Below are 16,013 nucleotides of genomic sequence, written 5' to 3' on the forward strand. Positions count from 1 at the left end.
ACTGATTTATACATTCAGTTCTATTGAGAACACGACAAAAATGACCAATCACAAAAGCCCGGTCAGGAACATTTGTTGGATAAGATTAAGAAAATAAAAAACTAAGAACTTAGCAGCCGGATCTCGTTTCTGCCCAGTCTCACCATTTCTTTTTCTTCCATAGTACAAAGCAGGCGGCTAACAGCCTCACGATGTGTGTGCAGCTCGTCAGCGATCTGCTGATGGGTAATGTTAAGAGTATCGGTGCCTAATGCCCCGGCTCTTTTTCTGAGATAGTGCAGGATTTGCTTGTCAAGATTGCTGAATGCGATCAGGTCGATAACGCCCAGCAGCTCTGCAAACCGGCTGCTATACGTCTGGTTGATGTACGTGCGCCATTCCGGAAATCTGAACCAGTCCTCCATCAGGTTGACCGGGATTAGAATGACCTCCGTGTCGTCTTCGGCAATTGCCTTTACCATGCTCTCTTTTCCAGCTTCGCAGCAGTTAATGGCCATGGCGCAGGTCTGAGCGGGATAGAGGTGATAGAGGAATATTTCTCGGCCTTCGTTGTCCTCCCGCACGATGCGCAGGACACCCTTTTGTACGATGGGGATGAAGATTACCTTATCGCCCGGAGTAAACAAGGTCTCGTCTTTCTTGATCTTCCGCGTACGGGTAAATTTCCTTATTGCTTCTTTAAGTACCGGATCTGTAAAAAGAGATTCAAGCATGGCTGACATCTTGGTAATGGCACTCAAAAATACTGAAAACGACGCTCTTCTGCACACCCCGCTTTTACTATCGCTGCCCGGACGGACACAGGCGAACTCATGCGGCTGGTACCAGGTACCACAGCAGGACCATGCTGATCAGAATGATAGCCGCGGTTAACAACAACGAAAGCAGGAAGGAGGGATAATAGTCCTTTTTTAGCAGTTGCTGCTCAATATGCCTGTAGCGCCAGTACGAAAGAATAGCCATCAATCCTCCAAGACCAACCAGAGATATTCCGATGGAAGAGGAGAATCCGCTACCCGGAACGGGTTTGGCCTCGCCGAGGACAAACGAGATCTGCCTGACAAAAAGAGAAAACTTGACTACCACAAACCCGAGACCGATAATAGCGATGCAGGTGCGAATCCAGGCCAGAAAGGTACGCTCGTTTGCAAGGTGGTCGTTTGGGATGGGAGTCTTCCTGCCCGGTGTATCTGGGGTCATAGTCTTTTGCCAAAGTAGTTCTTTCCTCAAGGTAATAAAAGATCCCGCCTGTTTCCATTCAGGTCGGGAGTAAGGCCTATGGTACGATCGCTCACAATCAGTTATTCCGCCATATTCTGTGGGGGCAAAACATCTACATCCTTCTCAGTTTCCTTCTGTTCAACATGGACGGCATAATCGGCGGGTTCTATAGCCGCTCCCGTGAAAGATGCATAGGCCTGCGTAAATTCGGCGCCAAAGTAGAGGATTGCAGCCGTATAATAGACCCACAAGAGGATCACGATCAGCGAACCCGCTGCCCCGTATGCAGAACCCGTGCTCGACTTCTCGATGTAGATACCAATAACCACTCTTCCTATCAGGAAGAGGACGGCAGTGAAAATTGCACCGGCACGCACATCTTTCCACTTGATTTTGACGTCGGGCAGCACTTTGAAGATGATTCCGAAAAGCACAGCGATCACGATAAAGCTAATTGCTGCATTGATCAGGTTGAAGAGAAGCACCGTAATATCGGGAAAGAAGGATTTTAACCTGTCGCTCATGGCAAGCACCGCTCCGTTGATCAGCAGGGAAACAACCAGCAGAAAGCCCAGACTGATGATCAGCGACGAGGAAAGAAAGCGGTCCTTTAGCAGCTTTACCCAGCCTCTCTTTGGCTTGGCCTTCACTTTCCAGATCATATTGATGGAATCTTGCATTTCGCCGAAAACAGTGGTGGCACCGACCAGCAAGGTCACAACTCCTATTGCGATTGAGATCCCTGTCTTGCCCGAGAGCTCCAGATTCTTGATCATATCCTGGATCTGTTTGGCCGCCTGATTGCCAACCAGGCCGTTAATCTCTGCGAACACCTGACCTTGTATAGCGTCTTTCCCCAGAAAAAAGCCCCCTAGTGAGATCACCAGCAGCAGCAGTGGTCCCAGCGAGAAAATTGTATAATAGGCCAGAGAGGCGCTCAGTTTCATTGCTTTATCTTCAGAGAAGCCCTTTAATGCTCCCTTAAATATGGTCAGTCCGTCCTTGAATGTTTGCTTACTGAAAATCTTTTTCATTGGTGTTTTTTAGAATAGAAGCTTCTTATACAACAAATTACTCCCGCATATTTGTTTGCGGGAAAGAGAATCATCAAAAAGCAGACCTGCGTGTCTGGACCTTCAATAGAGCGGGATCATGCTCAGGATCTGATATTTTCGCCCTACATTAGTAACTGTATGGACATTGACGAGATTATAGCGCAGCTTTACATGCTGCCTGACGCATCAGCTGCTGCGCTCAAAGCAAAGGCCCGGGAGGCAAGCTTTCCCAGAGGACATACGCTGCTGAGGGCCGACCGCGTTGAAAGAAGCATCTATTTTATCAGAAAGGGGCTGGTGAGGGCTTATTCTGACGCCGATAACGGACAGGTGACTTTTTGGTTCGGCCGGGAAGGAGATCCCGTGCTGTCAATGAAGAGCTACATTTCCAATGAGAGAAGTTACGAGAACATTGAGCTTCTTGAGGACTGCCATTTCTACGAGTTTGCTATATCCGAGCTGCGCTCGCTTTATCATCAGGATGTTCATTTGGCCAACTGGGGCAGGAAGCTAGCCGAAAATGAATTGATAAAAGCCGAGGAAAGGCTTATCTCGATGCAGTTCAAGAGCGCGCAGGAACGGTATGACGATTTGCTGAGAGAACAGCCTGAATTATTGTTAAGGGCTCAGCTGGGACATATAGCATCCTACCTTGGGATGTCGCAAGTCAGCCTCAGCCGTATCCGTTCCGGTCGCCGTTATTGAAATCATTTTTTAACATTTGTAAAATTTGCACCCGCCACCATTTGCCATCTTTGCCTCTCGAAAAGAGATATGAACTGGATTATATTAATTATCGGGGGCTTGTTTGAAGTGGCCTTCACCTTTTGTCTGGGAAAAGCAAAGGAAACGACAGGCGGTGAGATGTACCTGTGGTATACAGGCTTTGTCATTTCGCTCTGCATGAGCATGGCTCTTCTACTCAAAGCTACCCAAACGCTGCCCATGGGCACCGCTTATGCCGTCTGGACCGGAATTGGAGCCGTAGGGGCGGTAGCAGTCGGCATTCTGATATTTAAAGAGCCCGCCACCTTTCTTCGCTTACTCTTCCTTACCACGCTGATAGGATCTATTATCGGCCTGAAGGTGGTCTCGCATTAAGCTGTCCTGGTTCCATAACTGAAGCGACAGGCCTGCCAGCTTTAGCTGGGCGCTTAGTCCGTAACCTCTACTCTAATATCATTCGCTCCCTTAAGTCCGCTCACGCCTTCTCCTGTATAGCTGATGGTGTACCGTCCCTTGGCCAGCGAGTAATTTCGGGCCACATTGAATACCGTCTTCACGCTATCGTGAGGCGGGATACTGATATAGCTTTCAGGGGGCGGAGGCATCACGCGTCTTGCCATCGCGCCTTTAAATGCGGCTTCGTTCCCTTGCTCATCCTTCACTTCGAGATACTTTCCCAGGTGCGGTTCAAAGGGTGTTTCCCATTTGCAGAAACGGCTGGCAGTGTCGGCATGGTTGTATACGGTAAAGGAGAGTAGTACGGAATCCTTTTTGAAGGTTTTAGCCGCTAATCCGAGATGAGCCTCGAGAGGACGCGGAGCCCCTGGTTCCACTGTTTTTTCGTTTAACGCACCAGCATGTTTTCGATTAAGGCATCCGCCGGAGAGGACAGCCATGGAAATAAGGGATAAGCAGATATATCGCATCATGTTCATTCTTCTGTAAAGACTAATATAAGTAATGAGGCGATCTTTTGTTCTTTTGATCTTTCTGATCTTTATTGACAAGGCTATGTCAGCTATTTTAAAAGGCAGATTTGCGCCTTTATTTCCGAACATAGAAATTCGAATTCCAGGCTTGTTAACGCATCCCGTCTGGGACCGTGTACAAGACATTCTCCTGCAACTTTTCTGAGATGGATGACGATGTCATTGTTTTCGTAAACAATAAACACTTCTCCGCAACGAACAACTGTTATGTTGCAGAGTCGCCCTGCGATTGGTCCTGCGAAAGTAAATGATTCCATAACCGAGCCTTTAAAAGAAATGAACTACGTTTAAAGTATTTGTGCTTGGACAGTAGCGGAGAACTGAAGGATACGTCCTTTTATATACAAAGCACCCGGTAGTTTGTTTCTTCTTTTCCGGAAGTTGCGTAGAAGAACCGGTAATCCTGAAGCAGGTTTGGCAATGTTACTTTTATTGCTTAAAAAGTGATAGTACTTTCTTTGCGCCTGTCATCAGGACAACAGCAAGGATTCCGGCCACCAGTCCTGCAATGATCTCGCCAACAATCGGAGGCAGCGATGAAGGGAACAGATGATGAACGTATTCAATATTGTGTACCAGGATGCCTCCCGAAACCAGGATCAGAGCAATCGTTCCTACTACCGCCAGAATCCGGATGATAACGGGGAGGGATTTAACCAGCAGCGAACCCAGTATGAACAAGGGGCCCTTGTTGTTAGAATGGCTGATTAGCCTGTAGCCGGCATCGTCAGTCCTTACAATAAGCGCAACAAGTCCGTACACACCCACGGTGGCCAGGAATGCAACTGCAGAGACGGTGATGATCTGAATACTGAGCATCTGGTCAGCAACAGCACCCAAAGCGATAATGACGATCTCGATCGACAGGATGAAGTCGGTCGTAGTTGCAGACCTGATCTTGGTTTTTTCTGCCGCGCTCTCGTCTTCTTTTCGTTCCTGAATAACCTCATGCCCCGTTTTCTGACGATGAAAAAGGTATTCCACTATTTTTTCTACACCCTCATAGGCGAGGTAAAATCCTCCCAAAACTAAGATGTACTTGATGGCAGCCGGAAGAAACATGCTGAGCAGCAAGGCAATTGGTACGATAATAACCTTGTTGAGCAGGGAGCCTTTGGTAATGGCCCATAATACGGGCAGCTCGCGGGATGAGAGAAAGCCTGTCGCTTTTTCTGCATTTACAGCTAAGTCGTCTCCCAAAATTCCTGCCGTCTTGCGCGTTGCTATTTTTGTAGTTACTGCAACGTCGTCCATCAAAGCAGCGATATCATCGAAAATTGCAAAAATGCCTGAAGCCATAGTGTCGGTAGTCGTATTCCTGCCGTAAACATAAATAAAAGTTCCGGCATTGTCATTCTAATCGCGTCCTCCCCAAAACCTGACCCTGGTGTGATTATAGCCATTAAAAAGCTACTGATATGCCACCTTTATCCCACCTTTTTGCCTGAAAACGTGGACTCTGAGTGCTTATTTGGACAGGGTATAAATTCTTAGCTGTAACTACTTAGCGAGTAGGGCCCTATTGATTCCTTGATTTTTTATACTCATCTTTATATTGAATTAACCAGGCGGACAGGCCTTTACGACCTTATTATCTGATTGAGCTGATCCCGAAGTTTCTGTTGTTCGATAATGGCCTCCTGCTTTAAACTTGACGAGTTCATTATGGCAATTATTGACAAAAACGGCGGCATTCATGGAAGTGCCGGATCGGTGGTGTACCGCACCTACCGGGGAAGGAACGTCCTTCAGAGTAAACCCAAAAGAAAGAAACAGACTCCTGCCAGCATTCGCAGTGCCTGCGAGTTCGAGCTGGCCAGTTCCTCTGCCCGCATCATCCGGCAGGCATTTCACCCCTCACACCGCGACCTGCACGATGGGGCCATGGTCAACCGCCTCACGTCGGCGGTATCCAGGAGCATCCGGGCCAGCTCCAAAGAGCGCGGGGAACGCGACCTGCACGATGGCGACCTGTCCTTCCTGGAGGGCTTCAGCTTCAATGCCGCCAGCGGCCTGTTCCCCTCCCTGCAGGTGAAACCCCGCGTTTCGCTTACCGAACAGGGGCAGGTGAAGGTCTCGCTTCCCTCCCTGGGGGTGGACAGCGAGCTGCTCGACCGGTTCTATGAAGCGGGCCGCTTCCGCATCCGCTTTGTGCTGGTGGCCTTCAACTTCCGGGAGGAGTTCTATGAGTATGTCGACGTGAAAGATGTGGTGCTCAGCCGGCTCAGTCCCCTTCCGGCACAGGAGCTGCTGTTTGAGGGCGAGTGGCCTCAGGGCTGCCTGTTGCTGCTCAGCTTTTCAAAAGCCGGAATGTTGATCTTACCCATGTTTGAGGGCGAGTGGCCTCAGGGCTGCCTGCTGCTGCTGGCGGCTTCACTCGAGTACCTGAGCTATAACCGGCTCGACAAGACCTACGGCAGCCTCAACAGCAAGGAGTTCTCACCCTGTGAGATCATTGCAGCCATACCGGCACGGGATGAGGCCGGGCAGGGTTACGGCAGGCAGCGCTACGAGAAGCTGCGCGAGGCGGGGCCTCAGGTCCTCTTGTCGTTCTTCAGTGATTATCCAGGCCGGAAGATGCGTGAGAAGGTAGACAAACTGATGGGTGAGGGACGGCTGCTGCTGCCCTGGAATCGGAGCGGTACAGACTCGGGAGGAGAGCAGCGATCGCAGGAGGATGACTGGGTTGATCTGAAAGGGAAGCGTACGTCTTTTAAGGAGGACTAAGGAGCTTTGCAAAAGCTATAGAAACTGAGTAACGGTCTTCGTTTGTGAGATCAGCCAGCAGGGCCTGTATCTTCACTTCCGGGTTCCTGGAGTTCAAAAACAACTGGTAGTTCATCTCCGAAATCATCAAAAGAGGATAGCTGAACTGGTGACGTTCGCTTTTTATTATTCCGGCTCTTGCAAATAAACCTGTGTGCTCTTACATTTACATCTCAGCCTTTTTTTAGTTCTACTTCACTTTCCGGAAGCCGGTTATTGGTTGTCTGATGCCGAGGTGAAAGTAGTGAGGCTTAGTAAATCACTTATAAGACATGATAGTCTTAAACCAATCTTTCAGGTAAATGAGGGTCTTGCATACGGCAGACTGGCATATCGGCCAGTTGTTTCACGAATATGACCGAAGTTATGAACACCAGCAGTTCCTGGACTGGCTGGTGCAAACAATAAAAGTGTATGATGTTGAGGTGTTGCTGATTAGTGGCGATGTGTTCGATCTGGCAAATCCTTCGGCGGCAGCCATAAAGATGTTCTACAGCTTTCTGAACCAGGCGGTGCGGGTTCAGCCGGAGCTTCAAATGGTTATTACCGCAGGTAATCATGATTCTGCATCGCGACTGGAAGCGCCGAAGCCTTTGCTTGAATCCTCGAACATTCATATTGTGGGGGTTGTGGAGAAAGATGCGGAAGGCAATATTGACTACCGGAAGCTGACCATTCCGCTCAAAGACAAGGAGGGGAGGGTGGCTGCCTGGTGTCTGGCTGTACCGTTCCTGCGGATGGGGGATTACCCTGCAGTCTCTGATTGTGATAACCCTTACGCCGAGGGCGTGGAACGTTTTTACAAGGAGGCGTATCAGCAAGCTTTAGAAGTAAAGGAAGATGGTCAGGCTCTTATTGCCATGGGGCATCTTCATGCCCAAAAGGCCGAGGTGTCTGACATGGACAAGCAGGAGCGGCTGATCATGGGAGGCGTTGAGTGCATTTCAGCCGGCGCTTTTGCCGAGGAGATACGTTACGTGGCACTGGGGCATATCCACAAGGCGCAGTGCATAGGCGGGAAAGAACACATCCGCTATTGCGGAAGTCCGATCCCTATGTCGTTTTCGGAGATCCACTATAAACATCAGGTGATGTTATTCGATCTTGCCGCCGAGGGTATCAGCAAGCTGCAAGCGGTAGAAGTACCGCTGTCAGTAGCGCTTCAGCGTGTTCCCTCGGTGCACAGCGCACTTCCTGAAGTACTTATGGCCTTACAGCAATTGCCCGACGCTGCAAGCGGCAGCGGCGAGCCTCCCTACCTGGAGGTGCGGGTAAGGATTGAGGGGCCGGAGCCGGGACTGCGGCACAAGATTGAAACAGCTTTAAGTGGAAAACATGTGAGGCTGGCCAGGATTGATGCAAGAACTCCGGCGGAGGAGAGGGGCATTGCCGAAAGCAAGGTCATTTCGGCAGATAAGCTGCATGATCTGCAGCCGCTCGACGTGTTTAGAAAAGTATATCAGCAGAAATATAATAACGAGGCCCCGCAGGAGATGATTCAGTTGTTCAACCAGGTGAGCCAGGCAGCGTCGCAAGCGGACTAAGAGTATGAAGATATTAGCTATTCGGATTAAAAATCTGGCGTCGCTGGAAGAGACAACAGAGATAGATTTTACCCGTGAGCCGCTATGCTCTGCGGGCATCTTCGCCATTACCGGACCAACCGGGGCAGGAAAGTCGACGGTCCTCGATGCCCTCTGCCTCGCCTTATACAGCAAAACGCCGCGCTATGTGCAGGCAAGGGAAAGTGGCATTGAGGTGGAGGATGTTCAGGGCAGCAAGATCAGCCAGAACGATGTGCGGGGGATCCTGCGTGATGGTACTGCGGATGGCTTTGCAGAAGTGGATTTTGTAGGAGTTGACGGCGATCATTACCGCGCAAGGTGGAGCGTCAGGCGAGCGAGGAATAAAGCAGACGGCGCACTGCAGGCTGCGGAGATGGGTCTCAGGAACCTCAGCAAAAATGCGGATATCGGGGGCAGGAAAACCGACCTGCTTCCGCAGATAGAGCGACTGGTAGGATTGAGTTTCGAGCAGTTCAGGCGGTCAGTGCTGTTGCCGCAGGGCGACTTTACTGCCTTTCTCAAAGCTGACAAAGATGAGAAGTCGTCGCTTCTGGAAAAGCTCACCGGAACGGAAGTATACTCGGAAATTTCAAGGAGGGTGTTCGAACGTCATCGCGAAGAGTTGCAGAAGCTGAAAGATCTTAACCTCCGGAGAGAGGGGATTGATACGCTGACTCAGGAGGAGTACGATGCCTTCCGTATCCGCAAGGAAGAGCTTGAAAACAGCATTAAGCGAAGCGATGAGCAGTTAAAACGGATACATAAGGAACTGTCCTGGCATGAGAGGCAGGCGGCCCTAAAGGGCAGCTGCGATGAGGCCGAGCAGCTTTACGCGATAGCACTTGAAGCGAGACAAAGCGCGGAGGGTCGTCGGCAAAGGCTTGGCCAGGCAAAGCAGGCGCAGGCTGTGCGGACCTGGTTCGACGGCAGGAGCACTGCGCTGGACCAAAAATCTGTCAGGGAAAAGGAGTTGCTGAATCTTGAAGACAGAATGAGAGAGCTTCTGGCACAAAAAGAAATGGCGCTTGGCCGGCTCCGGGATGCAGAAGAAGCTTTAACGGCAAGGATCAAAGAAAGGGAGGAAGCGCAGCCCTTGCTTGATCGGGCCAGAGACCTGGATGTGCAAATCCGCGAGAAGGAAGAGCAGGCCGGTAAGGCGGAGGAAGACTACAGGGCCGCTTCAAGAAAGCGGGATGAATATGCGGAGCAGCAAAAAGCAAAGGAAGCGCAATCGGAGGATCTGAAGCAACAGATCCATCTCCTGGAAGAGTGGATAAAGGGAAATGCGGAGCGCGGAGCGATAGCGGAAAACGAGGCGGTGATCACTTCCAGGTTATCTGATACTAAAAAACAGCTGCTTAGTCTGCAATCTATTGAGGACGAAAATAAGAACATCCGGGGAGCGATTAACGAAATTACAGCTCGAAACGCAGATCTCAACATCCTGCTTTCGGCAGAGGAAACGCAGCTGGATAAGCTTTGGAACCAGATCGGGGAAGAAACAAGCGCCCTGTCGGCTCTGTCAATAACAAGCATTGAGGACGAAAAACAGAAGGCGGATGCCTCGGTTGAAGAACTCATTGCGGCTGAGGGGCAATGGAAACTTTTGTACCAGAGCTTGCGAGAACACGATCAGCTGATCAGCAGCCTGCAGAAGAACAGGGATGCACTTAGTGCGAGCCGAATGGAAGTCCTCGGGCTTGCTTCTGGTCTGGAGGCAATCAAAGCGCGGCGCGATGCCTCCTTCCGTATGCTGCAGATAGCGCAGCAGGCCCTCAGTAAAGATGTTGAGGCGCTCCGCTCTCAGCTTGTTCAGGGCGAAGAATGTCCTGTATGCGGAAGTACAGAGCATCCTTATCTCAGCGCTGATCGCCAGCTTCATGATCTTTTAAAAGAGCAGAAAGCCGAACACGAGCAGAATGAATCGGCGTATAGTAGTGCTCTTACACGCCATAGCAGCCTGCAGGTAACCTGCGAACAGCTGGACAAGCAAATAGCGCAACAGGAGGAAGAAAAAGCGGTATTGGACGCGAGGCTCCATACTCTTCAGACTTCCTGGGCCGCCTTAAGCGTACAGAACGAATGCCTGTTGGTGGAAGATGAGCAGAAGGCAGGGTGGCTGCAGGAAAAATTGGCCGGAAAGAGAGCCTTGCAGGCAGAACTGCATGGGCAGATCCGCTCTTACTATGAGAAGAAACAGATCCTGGAAGACCAGAGAAGCAAAGCAGAACACTTAGAGAAAAGCCTGAACGATATTCGGAATCAGATAAAAGATGCCGAAAGGAACCTGCATTCGCTTACAGAAAAAAAGCAGCTGAATGATAAAAATCAGGAAAGGATACATACAGATCTGGAAGAAACCGAACGCCATTTGTCTCCTTATTTTGCAAGTGAGGGCTGGTTTGAAAACTGGAAAGCGAATCCTGATTCCTTCCTTGGCAGGATCAGGACGTTTGCGTCTCAGTGGAAGCTCAAAAGAGAACAGCTGGAACGGTCCTCGCGCGAGTACGACCTGCTGGTGGCGGGCGTTGAGGGAATGAGAGAGCGCCTGATGCATCTGGCGGAGGACGCCAGTAAGTGTGAGGAGTCCTGGATCAGACTACGCGAATCCTGCGCCCGGCTGAAAGATGACCGCAGCCTGCTCTTTGGAGGTAAAGCCGTGACGGAAGTGGAAGCGGTTCTTCAACAGGCCATTGAGGCAGCGCGGCATCATGCAAAAGAAGAAGGTGACGGCAAGGCACGACTGGAAGCAGAGTCTCATAAGTTACAGGCGCTGAAGGAACAGGGCCAAAATAGCGTGGCGTTTTTAGCGAGGCAGGCAGCCGATTCTTCTGAGAAGATCAGCCGGTGGTTGTCCAATTACAATGCCGTTGCCTCCCAACCTCTCAGGGAAGAGATGCTGAATGAGCTTTTATCGCTTCCGGCGGAATGGATCGAAGCAGAAGGAGCAGAGCTAAGGTCAATAGATGATGCGGTGATGCGCTCCAGGTCGATTGCCGACGAGCGGAGGGCTGCCTATGCGCTGCATGAACAGCAGCGTCTGTCTGAGCTGACGCAGGATGAACTGATCGTGATAGAGAAGGATTTGAAGGAGCGCTCGGCTCAGGAGCGGGAGGAGTGCACAGGCATCGGCATCCGTCTTCGGCAGGATCATGAAAACAAGGAACGGATTTCGGAACTCCTCCGGTCGATTGAACTCCAAAGCAATACCGCTGACCAATGGGGAAAGCTGAACGAGATCGTCGGGTCGGCTGACGGTAAGAAGTTCCGGCAGATTGCGCAGGAGTACACACTTGACGTGCTTCTCAGCTACGCTAACCTGCATCTGGAAATGCTGAGCAAGCGTTATGTACTGCAGCGGATCCCCAATTCGCTTGCCCTCCAGGTGGTGGATCAGGATATGGGAGACGAGATCAGGACTGTCTTTTCACTTTCCGGCGGAGAATCGTTCCTGGTGTCGCTGGCGCTTGCTTTAGGTCTGGCTTCCCTGTCATCCAACCGGATGAAAGTGGAGTCACTCTTTATAGATGAAGGCTTTGGTTCGCTCGATCCGCAAACTTTAAATACTGCGATGGACGCATTAGAGCGCCTGCACAATCAGGGGAGAAAGGTTGGTGTGATATCGCACGTGCAGGAAATGACAGAGCGGATACCAGTGCAGATCAGGGTGAGTAAGGTAAGCAGCGGAAAGAGCGGGATCAGTGTAACCGGAAGTTCGGTCGCGGTATAGCAAGTTCCGGAGGCTTCTGATCCTGAGCATAGTAGTTGCAGTGAGTGGCTTAAAATTGTCCTGACCGTTCAGATCATTTTTCCCATCCTGAGCATGGTAAATACAGTGCCCTGGGCTCGTGGCCAAGCGGATTGTAAGCGAACGAGGCCGCGGGGGTTTTGTAAACTTGCTCTCGCGGGCAAAAATGTACTACAGAGGGTATGCTGTGTCGCTTTTTGTTTCCGATAAGACGAAGAAACTCTGAACGGTGGTGATGTTGGGCAAAGTGGCGAGCTTGTTCCTGTAAAAGTCAGTATACTCATCCATATTGCTGGTAGCAATACGCAGGATAAAATCAAAGGTGCCGGTCATTTGAAAGCATTCCATTACTTCCGGGAATTTGGTTACTTCCTCTTCAAACTGCTTTAGGGTGCTCGCCGTATGCTCATTCAGGAGTACCTGGCTAAACGCGATGAGCGTCTTGTCTATCTTTTTGCGGTCTAGTATAGCCACAATCTTCTTGATATAACCCTGATTTTTCAGTTTCCTGATGCGCTCATGGATAGTGGCGGTCGACTTGTGAAGCTTGCCGGCAATGTCCTTGTTAGTGAGCGAGGCATCCTGTTGCAGGAGTTGTAATATTCTGAGGTCGGTAGGATCTAGCCCATTCATTTTGTTTATGCAGAACTGAAAATGTCGGTAATACGAGTTCTCTTCCTGGTCTAAAATCGGAAAAAAGTCGGGAATCTTGTCGAATTTCCGATAAAAATATGGAAAGTAGGGCGGTTCTTGGTGCTGAATGCTTGTAGTGGCGACCTTTATACGGAAAATAAGGGATCAGAAATATGGAATTGTTACAGGCAGAGCCCGCACTTGTGCAGAAGTTTAATAATCTATGGAATTTGGTGGGGAACACACCTATGATTGAGCTCTCCTATCAGTACAAGGGGAAGAGCTCCAGGATCTATGCGAAGTGTGAACACTATAATCTTACGGGGAGCGTGAAAGACAGGATGGCTCTTTATATTCTGTCAAAGGCGTATGAGTGCGGCAGTATTTCTCCTTCCGACGCTATTGTGGAAGCGACCAGCGGGAATACCGGTATTGCCTTTGCTGCAATTGGAAGGGCTTTAGGGCATCAGGTGAAGATCATCATGCCCAACTGGCTCAGCCGGGAAAGAAGGGAAATCATTCAGAGTCTCGGCGCCGAAATTATACTGATCAGCAAGGAGGAGGGTGGCTTTCTGGGGAGTATTGAGCTAAGCAGGGTGTTAGCCAAACAAGGTGGCGTGTTTCTGCCCCAACAGTTTGAGAACCGTTATAATGCAGAGGCGCACGAACGCACTACAGGACCGGAGATCTGGGAACAGTTACAAAGCCTGGGACTTCGTTGCGACGCTTTTGTGGCCGGCGTGGGTACGGGAGGTACCGTGATGGGAACGGGCCGCTATTTGAAGAAAATGAATCCGGCAGTGGGCATTCATCCCCTTGAGCCAGCTGAGTCGCCAACTCTTAGTACCGGTTATAAGACAGGAAGTCACCGTATCCAGGGGATCTCTGACGAATTTATCCCTGCTATTGTCGACAAACAGGAGCTTGGAGAGATTGTGCAGGCGAACGATGGCGACGCGATCATCATGGCACAGAAACTGTCGCGCGAGCTTGGACTGGCAGTGGGTATATCCTCTGGTGCTAACATCGTTGGTGCCATTAAGCTGAAAGAGAAGTTAGGTGAAGATGCCGTGGTCGCTACGGTTCTAAGTGATAGTAACAAAAAGTATCTGAGCACCGACCTGATGAAGGAAGAGCCGGTAAAGCCCGGATACCTATCAACTGATACCGCTTTTATCAGCTATAAGTCGATTTGCCGCTTAAAATAAATTGTTATTTTCGCGAAAGTCTAATCGTTTTTGGGGCCAATACTACATCTATGACATTTAAGAAAATCTCCTCGTTCGCTCTTTTTAGCTTTGTAATAACAGCATCACCATCCCAGGCACAGGTGTGGAAGAAAATCCAGAGGAGTGTCGAGGACAAGGCCGGTAAGGCCGTAGAAAACGTTATCAATGGAAAGAAGTCAAGCGCTTCTGCATCTCAAACTACTGGTGCTTCTTCCGGAGATACCCGACGGGCAGAAGAAGAAGCTTATGCTTTTGTGCCGGGCACGAAAGTAATCTTTGAATCAGACTTCAAGCGGGATGTGAAGGGAAGGATGCCCCGCAGATGGAAGTCGAGCGGCGCTGGCAGCATAACTTCTATCGCCGATGTGCCGGGCAACTGGCTGAGTCTCGCGGAAAAGACTACTTATAAGATTGACAGCCTGTTCAATACCCCTGGCAACTTTACCGTCGAGTTTGACCTTTTGACGCGTAGCGCCGAGAGTGCTGACATTGGAAGCATGTCCTTTGGCTTTGCTCGTGATAATTCAGTTAGGAACCACCTGACGGATGCCTACAATGGAAATGCCATCACCAACACGCAGCTGCATTTTCATAACAGGGAGATCACGAACTCGAGCAGCGATACCGAAATTTATAATACGCTGGACTTTCCTCTTGCAAACTATGCAAACAGTTTGCTGCACGTCGCTATTTCCGTCGAAGGTGAAGTAATGAGTGTTTATCTGAACAAGTCGAAGGTGTTGGATACGCGGATGTTTAAACCCGGAGCACCGAAGTATTTTTACCTCACAGCTCCTTTCTCTTACGACCAGCAATCAAAAGTGTATTTTGGGAATTTTGTAATGGCAGCTCTTCCTTAGCTGCCACTTTTATCATCGTCTGGGTGCATATCATTAATGTTTTTTCGTCTCTCAAACAACCTCTATTGACTTTGCGGCGTCCATTGCACGTTGTTTTATTACGTCTACGTCTGCCTCCGGCCTGTCATAAGTGAGCACGACGCCCATGCGGCGGTTTGGCCTGGCGATCGGTTTTCCGAAGAGGCGAATGTCGGTCTTTGGTTGCCCGAGAACCTTTTCGAGGCCGGTAAATGCCGGATTGACTCCTTCTGCTTTCGCCAGGATGACTGAGCTTGCTCCGTTCCGTTCGTGCGTAATCTCTGCTATGGGCAGGCCTAAAACAGCCCGTGCGTGCAGTTCAAACTCCGACAGGTTTTGCGTGCCGGCAAGCGTCACCATTCCTGTGTCGTGCGGACGTGGCGACAGTTCTGAGAAATAAACACCTTCGTCTGCCAGGAAAAACTCGACTCCCCAGATCCCAGATCCGGTGAGTGCACGCGTCACCTTCTCTGCCATATCCTGTGCTTCTTTCACATGTTCTTCACTGACCGCTGCCGGCTGCCAGCTTTCCTGATAGTCGCCGTTCTCCTGGCGGTGTCCGATGGGCAGGCAAAACAGCGTGTTGCCGTTATCCTGCGTAACGGTGAGCAGGGTGATTTCGGAATTGAATTTCACAAAAGCCTCTACGATCACTTCCGACTGGTCGCCACGCTTGCCGCTTTGGGCGTACTCCCATGCTGTAGCAATGTCGGCTTCATTTTTAATGACCGACTGGCCCTTGCCGGAAGAGGACATGAGCGGTTTTACCACGCAGGGCATACCTACCACTGCCACAGCTTCTTTCAGTTCCTGCAGATTGTTCGCATAGCGGTAAGCGGCGGTACGCAGGCCGAGCTCTTTCGCCGCCAGGTCTCTGATGGCTTTTCTGTTCATCGTGAAGTTAGCAGCTTTGGCACTGGGAACCACGCGGATACCTTGCTTCTCATAGTCGTAAAAACGCTCTGTCCGTATTGCTTCAATTTCCGGTACAATAATGTCGGGACGATGTTTGGCCACAATGCGATCAAGCTCTGCACCATCCAGCATGTTGATTACTTCACGCTCATCCGCCACCTGCTGAGCAGGCGCCTCGTTGTATGAATCTACTGCTATAATGTGTTGTCCCAGTCTCTGGGCTGCGATAACAAATTCCTTACCCAGCTCTCCTGAGCCTAAAAGCATGATCTTCTTTTGCATAAACCG

The 16,013-nt window shown here is 50.3% G+C and carries 14 protein-coding genes; 7 read left to right on the forward strand and 7 right to left on the reverse strand.

Translation table 11 applies throughout. The features are described 5' to 3' along the window. Window positions 1–101: 101 nt before the first annotated feature. The 3 genes from ACES2C_RS13870 to ACES2C_RS13880 all read right to left on the reverse strand — a co-directional run bounded on the left by ACES2C_RS13870 (window position 102) and on the right by ACES2C_RS13880 (window position 2,255). Window positions 102–713: a Crp/Fnr family transcriptional regulator gene (locus ACES2C_RS13870; RefSeq protein WP_374163680.1), complete on the reverse strand. Its 612-nt coding sequence runs from the start codon at window positions 711–713 to the stop codon at window positions 102–104. A gap of 97 nt (window positions 714–810) precedes the next feature. After that, entirely contained in the window at window positions 811–1,200 is a 390-nt protein-coding gene (locus ACES2C_RS13875; protein WP_374163681.1) for a YidH family protein, read from the reverse strand. A 101-nt stretch (window positions 1,201–1,301) separates the two neighbouring features. Then, complete coding sequence (locus ACES2C_RS13880) at window positions 1,302–2,255, reverse strand: YihY/virulence factor BrkB family protein (protein WP_374163682.1); 954 nt, start codon at window positions 2,253–2,255, stop codon at window positions 1,302–1,304. Window positions 2,256–2,345: 90 nt separating this feature from the next. Here ACES2C_RS13880 and ACES2C_RS13885 point away from each other — a divergent pair, with 90 nt between their 5' ends. After that, window positions 2,346–2,981, forward strand: coding sequence for a Crp/Fnr family transcriptional regulator (locus tag ACES2C_RS13885; protein ID WP_374163683.1), 636 nt, complete (start codon window positions 2,346–2,348; stop codon window positions 2,979–2,981). 69 nt (window positions 2,982–3,050) lie between these two features. Further along, window positions 3,051–3,377, forward strand: a complete 327-nt coding sequence (locus ACES2C_RS13890) for a multidrug efflux SMR transporter (RefSeq protein WP_374163684.1) — start codon at window positions 3,051–3,053, stop codon at window positions 3,375–3,377. Between the two features lie 53 nt (window positions 3,378–3,430). Here ACES2C_RS13890 and ACES2C_RS13895 read toward each other — a convergent pair whose 3' ends face one another. Both ACES2C_RS13895 and ACES2C_RS13900 read right to left on the reverse strand, forming a co-directional pair. Further along, window positions 3,431–4,060 (reverse strand): hypothetical protein, encoded by a 630-nt coding sequence (locus ACES2C_RS13895; RefSeq protein ID WP_374163685.1) that lies wholly within the window; start codon window positions 4,058–4,060, stop codon window positions 3,431–3,433. A gap of 360 nt (window positions 4,061–4,420) precedes the next feature. Beyond that, a complete protein-coding gene (locus ACES2C_RS13900; protein WP_374163686.1) occupies window positions 4,421–5,290 on the reverse strand; it encodes a DUF808 domain-containing protein in 870 nt (289 codons plus the stop codon). A gap of 366 nt (window positions 5,291–5,656) precedes the next feature. Between ACES2C_RS13900 and ACES2C_RS13905 the strand changes: the two genes are divergently transcribed. The 3 genes from ACES2C_RS13905 to ACES2C_RS13915 all read left to right on the forward strand — a co-directional run bounded on the left by ACES2C_RS13905 (window position 5,657) and on the right by ACES2C_RS13915 (window position 12,052). Next, on the forward strand, window positions 5,657–6,718 hold the full coding sequence (locus ACES2C_RS13905) for a hypothetical protein (RefSeq protein WP_374163687.1): 1,062 nt from the start codon (window positions 5,657–5,659) through the stop codon (window positions 6,716–6,718). Window positions 6,719–7,059: 341 nt separating this feature from the next. Further along, a complete protein-coding gene (locus ACES2C_RS13910) occupies window positions 7,060–8,301 on the forward strand; it encodes an exonuclease SbcCD subunit D C-terminal domain-containing protein (RefSeq protein WP_374163688.1) in 1,242 nt (413 codons plus the stop codon). 4 nt (window positions 8,302–8,305) lie between these two features. Next, entirely contained in the window at window positions 8,306–12,052 is a 3,747-nt protein-coding gene (locus ACES2C_RS13915) for an AAA family ATPase (RefSeq protein WP_374163689.1), read from the forward strand. A 189-nt stretch (window positions 12,053–12,241) separates the two neighbouring features. Here the strand turns inward: ACES2C_RS13915 and ACES2C_RS13920 are convergent, their stop codons facing one another. Beyond that, complete coding sequence (locus ACES2C_RS13920; protein WP_374163690.1) at window positions 12,242–12,703, reverse strand: Lrp/AsnC family transcriptional regulator; 462 nt, start codon at window positions 12,701–12,703, stop codon at window positions 12,242–12,244. 173 nt (window positions 12,704–12,876) lie between these two features. Here ACES2C_RS13920 and ACES2C_RS13925 point away from each other — a divergent pair, with 173 nt between their 5' ends. Continuing rightward, window positions 12,877–13,911, forward strand: coding sequence for a PLP-dependent cysteine synthase family protein (locus ACES2C_RS13925; RefSeq protein WP_374163691.1), 1,035 nt, complete (start codon window positions 12,877–12,879; stop codon window positions 13,909–13,911). Between the two features lie 50 nt (window positions 13,912–13,961). Further along, window positions 13,962–14,792, forward strand: coding sequence for a hypothetical protein (locus tag ACES2C_RS13930; RefSeq protein ID WP_374163692.1), 831 nt, complete (start codon window positions 13,962–13,964; stop codon window positions 14,790–14,792). A gap of 51 nt (window positions 14,793–14,843) precedes the next feature. Here ACES2C_RS13930 and purT read toward each other — a convergent pair whose 3' ends face one another. Further along, entirely contained in the window at window positions 14,844–16,007 is a 1,164-nt protein-coding gene (purT, locus tag ACES2C_RS13935; RefSeq protein WP_374163693.1) for a formate-dependent phosphoribosylglycinamide formyltransferase, read from the reverse strand. Window positions 16,008–16,013 lie beyond the last annotated feature (6 nt).

The organism is Arcticibacter sp. MXS-1 (assembly GCF_041902385.1).
GTDB lineage: Bacteria > Bacteroidota > Bacteroidia > Sphingobacteriales > Sphingobacteriaceae > Arcticibacter.